The organism is Paenisporosarcina sp., from assembly GCF_049671445.1.
GTDB lineage: Bacteria > Bacillota > Bacilli > Bacillales_A > Planococcaceae > Paenisporosarcina.
Map to the genome: position 1 here is coordinate 1 of NZ_JBATUX010000054.1, position 4,687 is coordinate 4,687.

Here is a 4,687-nt window from a genome sequence, read left to right on the forward strand (position 1 = left end):
TCGATGAACTGTTGTTGAAAACAGAAAACCACTATGGAAATTATTTAACATACTATATGACTGATTTTATCACTGGAGAAAATGAACAGACAGATGGCTTGTTGCATAATCGTATTCGAAATTATCGTAAAGAATTGGAAGATACACAGGAGTAAATTTTCCTCTTGTGCGTCACCCGTTCCTAGTCCAACCCCTTGCAATACTTCTGGTCGTCAAATTGATTAGCATTACACTCTTCAGTTGAAGCCTTTTTCGTGCTCCCATTAGGAAAAGAACTGGAATACAAAACAAAATCACTATTATAGCCATCTACCGGTTCACTAGCTTAATGAAAAAATACCAAAGCGTTTACTTATTCAAGGGTACCAAATTCTGTGAAAGGGAAAAACCGAAACTTCACTTCACCCACTACTGCATCTTCAGTAACAAAACCGATTTCCCGGCTATCACTGCTTTTCTTACGATTATCCCCCATTACATATAGTGACCCTTCTGGAACCTTTACTTTTAGATCGTCCGTTAATTGCTCTTCAGTGGTTAGCATTTTTTTATTCTCATTCAAGTAAGGTTCTTCATAAATAATGTTATTAATATGTAAAACATCATTCTTCACTTCAACAATATCACCTGGAAGACCGATGACTCGCTTAATATAGTCTTCATTGGACACGGGAGAATGGAACACAATCATATCAAAACGCTGAACCTTACTCATTTTAGAGACAATAATGCGGTTATTATCTTCAAAAGTAGGTGTCATGGATTTCCCCTCAACCTTAACTGGGGTAAAAATAAACGCACGGCAAATAAAGACGATAGCTACACCTAAAAAAACCGCTTTAACCCAAGACCAAATTTCCTTTTTAAGGCTTTCACTCATAAGAATATCCCCTCAATTTAAACAACAAATTCTTGAATATCTTTTATAACGTTTTTTAATACATCTATAGATTCAAGCGTACTGTGGTCATACTCCAAACGATGATTAACATTTGGAAGCATGCTTGCCATAATTGTTGATTTGTCTTTCAATTGGTTAAACCTATCTTCAATATAGCATCGATCATTATCTCCAATAATACACAGTCCTCGATTTTCACTTTCTACCATTGCTGAGAAAACATCATCTAGTTGTAATAACGGCGTTAACCAAACGATGTGAGCATCTTTAAACAAGTCCTCATTTACTATTGAAGTCATCGCAATGGTGCCGAGTGACTTAGCTACAAAATAAAATGTCTCGTACGAAGTATCTTTTAAAACCTCTTCCAACACGGTTTTTACATCATATTTGATAGCTTCACTTAGCTCTTCCTTAGTAAACTCATCATATACTTGATCGTTGTACAAATAATTAACTTGAAGTACATCAAAACCTTTTTCCAAGAAAATATATTGCGAGTAATGAAACGCTGGGCTTTGCACGGTATACGCAGCGCCCGGTAAAAACACAACTAATTTCTTCGTCCCCTCTACTTCACTAATTAAATTAAACGGAACTTGCATTTCTCTATATCCCAAAACACTACCTAAACTTTCCAACGCAAACACCTCCACTTCCCTCATTATACATATTATCCCAATAATATAATAGTGAAATAATGGATATATTTTGAATTTTTTAATTTCACTATCACTTTAACTTCCACTAATTTATAATTGTAATAAATTGGTTTTTTGAACCTTGTTTTGAAAAGTAAAGAATAGACACTCACTACAAAGAAAATGCGGCTGAAGATGCAATTTCAGCCGCTCTACACTTTCTCATATTAGTTAACCTTATACAAAATAAAGCGTTATACAAACCACTTAGGGGGAAAAAAACGTGTGGACTCAGCATTTTATTGATACAAAAAGAGGTACTTTTGAATTATTCGTAAAAGGATCCGGTCAGCCAATCTGTATAACCCACCTATATAGTGCCTTCAATTCAAATGGAAACACTTTTGCAAACTCTTTTACCAATGAATTTACGGTTTACTTAGTTAACCTACGGGGTGCTGGGAACTCGGTTGGTTCAGTCCAGCAAGACGATTTAAGTATGAAAGAATCCATCAAAGATTTAGACTCAATTCGTGAAGCACTTCAATTTGATAAGTGGTCTTTTGCAGGTCATTCGACAGGAGGCATGCTCGGACTTGCTTACGCTATTCAAATACCTCAATCGATTGAAAAAATGGTCATTGGTGGAGCTGCAGCATCAAAAGAGTATATGAATCATCCTGGCAGCATCTATTGTAAAGAAAATCCTCATAACGAACGACTGCTAGAAATATTCGCTTTATTAAACAATTCAAAAACACCTCCAGACATTAGAAAGGCGGTTGGACGTGAATGGACCGAAATGTCACTTTATCGTCCTGAGATGTATGAAGAATATTTTAATACGCCCAACAGTGGAAGTGTCGTATCAGCTAGACTCGATTACTATTCTTATACAGAACTTCCTAGCTATAATTTAACACCATATCTCGCCATTATTCAGATACCTACTATCGTCTATTGTGGAGAACATGATGCACAATGTCCTCATGTTTTTTCAGAGCAAATTGCAGAAGATATTCCAAATGCAAAGCTTATTACATTCACCAAAAGTAACCACTTCCCATTTACAGAAGAACCGGAAAAGTTTACGTACATGGTAAAAAGTTTAATTAATTCCTCTTTCTTTTAGAAAATCCTTACTTACATACTTCCTACGTTCTTTAATCTAGCCGTTGCATTTAGGTATTTCGTTTACATATTAAGCATTGCAGTGAGCTGGATAACCATAGATATTAAATTTAAGCATCGTACTGCTTAGATATTCTTTCAACTTTATTTATAGTCTTTCAAGCTTGTCGATATTCGGGATGTTAAATGCAAGTATCGCAATTGGAGTTTCAGAAATATTAAGTAAAATGAAAAACATAAAATTTTATCAAGAAAAAATTGATTTAAGGGAGAGAAATTAATGGAAAGTAAGATTTGGAGAGACGATGCTGATGAATATAAGTTGGAGCCATTAAACGTCGCGATGGGAAAAAAAGCACAAGATAAATTGGGAATAACATTACCCGAGTTATACATAACCATTCTAAAAGAACAAAACGGAGGATCTATTAAATTTGATTCATATCCATCTGACACCCCAAATTCTTGGGCCGATGACCACGTTAATGTTAATCATATACGAGGGATAGGCAAAGAAAATAGTATATTAGACAGCCAAATACGTAGTGATTTCTTTTCAAAATGAGACGAATTAATTCTTTCTTAGCAGGAAAAAAGTTAAGAATTAGAAACTTGGAATTCTAAGAAATCCAATATTACCTAAAAAGAGGAATGGGTGATATAAATCTTGTCCAAAAAAAAATATTACATTCTATTACTTTTAATAATTTTATTGCTTATTATCAGCGTTGCTACAATTAAATATAAAGAGAATATTACACACCTTCTCTCTTCTGCTATTATTGGAAAAATAGTAAAAGAAGAAAAAGAAGAATTAATATCCGACTTTAATAAAAAAAAATATGAACATTTATTAATCTATTATTCAGAATCAGATAGAGAATTAATACCTGCAACAAAAGAATCTTTAAAGCGTGCGATGGAACTTAATAATTCCTTGTTTGGTCCTACTTATACAAAACCGTATGATGTAATTATCTTTAGCAGTACCAATCAAATTGAATCTTTTTCAGGTTTAGAGTATGCTATCGGCATTCATTCTCCTGAATTTAATATGATTGGGATACTTCCCGAAAATAAAGAAGGTATTTTTGAGGATATACCACCTCTGGTTTGGAACTACAAATCAAATATTATGCACGAGTATACCCATTATGTTTTTACACAGAAAATATCTGAAGGCGGATTATCGAATAATGACATTCCACTCTGGTTTTCAGAAGGAGTTGCTGAGTATGTTGCTTCTGATGGTTTAAGTGGGCGAGTACTAGAGCTTGGTCCAAAAGTTGTTTCTCTGAATGAATTGTCTACATTTGAACAATGGAATACTTACCGAACAGACAATCGATATGATGTATATTTACAATCTGAAAAAGCAATTTATTACTTAATTAATGAGTATGGAATTGGCATTATTGATAGGATAATATTGGAAACGAATTCTAATGGTGGATTCGAAGAAGGGCTTCAACGAGCAACTAATATTAATATAAAGAACCTAGATGAATACATTGAAACTTTACCTAAGAAATTAGGTGCAAATGAATAAATTGGCTAAAGAAAGTAATGTTGATGCAAACACTTATATAACAATAAAAATAGGCACTTAATTCTACTGATAGTTGAGTGCCTGTTTTGGTCTTTATTTACGAAAAAGTGATTCAATATTGAACGGCTTAATATTATATTGAGATGTTTTTTTCTGAAGGAAATTAATTAGCTGTCAGGCTAGTTTCTAAGGAGGATTTATATGGAGTCCATTGGTTTATTTATTGTCCTTTCTATCATTTCGTTACTTGTTCTTTTTATCGTTATTGAATCAGCAGTTACTAGAGGCATTAACAATTCAATAGTGGGACAATATCTTGAGAAAAAAAATGGAGTAAAAGAAAATAAAAAATTCTTTATTGATGATGATTTAGATAATTAACATCGTTTTCTTGCTTAACCATTGGTACAGTTTAATTCAATAAGACGTGTGTCACATTGGAGGATAATTTTTTGCGTGATAGAG

Annotated in this window: 6 protein-coding genes; 4 read left to right on the plus strand and 2 right to left on the minus strand. The window is 33.5% G+C overall.

The window, feature by feature from the left end; translation table 11 throughout:
- Window positions 1–352: 352 nt before the first annotated feature.
- Both lepB and WBG45_RS07070 read right to left on the minus strand, forming a co-directional pair.
- On the minus strand, window positions 353–880 hold the full coding sequence (gene lepB / locus WBG45_RS07065; protein ID WP_424413239.1) for a signal peptidase I: 528 nt from the start codon (window positions 878–880) through the stop codon (window positions 353–355).
- A gap of 17 nt (window positions 881–897) precedes the next feature.
- The gene (locus tag WBG45_RS07070; protein ID WP_424413240.1) at window positions 898–1,542 is read right to left on the minus strand and encodes an alpha/beta hydrolase; all 645 of its coding nucleotides are present in this window, start codon (window positions 1,540–1,542) and stop codon (window positions 898–900) included.
- A gap of 283 nt (window positions 1,543–1,825) precedes the next feature.
- Here WBG45_RS07070 and WBG45_RS07075 point away from each other — a divergent pair, with 283 nt between their 5' ends.
- The 4 genes from WBG45_RS07075 (at window position 1,826) to WBG45_RS07090 (ending at window position 4,603) form a co-directional block, all read left to right on the plus strand.
- Window positions 1,826–2,674, plus strand: coding sequence for an alpha/beta fold hydrolase (locus WBG45_RS07075; RefSeq protein WP_424413242.1), 849 nt, complete (start codon window positions 1,826–1,828; stop codon window positions 2,672–2,674).
- Window positions 2,675–2,953: 279 nt separating this feature from the next.
- Window positions 2,954–3,238: an SMI1/KNR4 family protein gene (locus WBG45_RS07080; protein WP_424413244.1), complete on the plus strand. Its 285-nt coding sequence runs from the start codon at window positions 2,954–2,956 to the stop codon at window positions 3,236–3,238.
- Window positions 3,239–3,340: 102 nt separating this feature from the next.
- The gene (locus WBG45_RS07085; RefSeq protein ID WP_424413246.1) at window positions 3,341–4,222 is read left to right on the plus strand and encodes a peptidase MA family metallohydrolase; all 882 of its coding nucleotides are present in this window, start codon (window positions 3,341–3,343) and stop codon (window positions 4,220–4,222) included.
- Between the two features lie 201 nt (window positions 4,223–4,423).
- Window positions 4,424–4,603 (plus strand): hypothetical protein, encoded by a 180-nt coding sequence (locus WBG45_RS07090; RefSeq protein ID WP_424413248.1) that lies wholly within the window; start codon window positions 4,424–4,426, stop codon window positions 4,601–4,603.
- Window positions 4,604–4,687 lie beyond the last annotated feature (84 nt).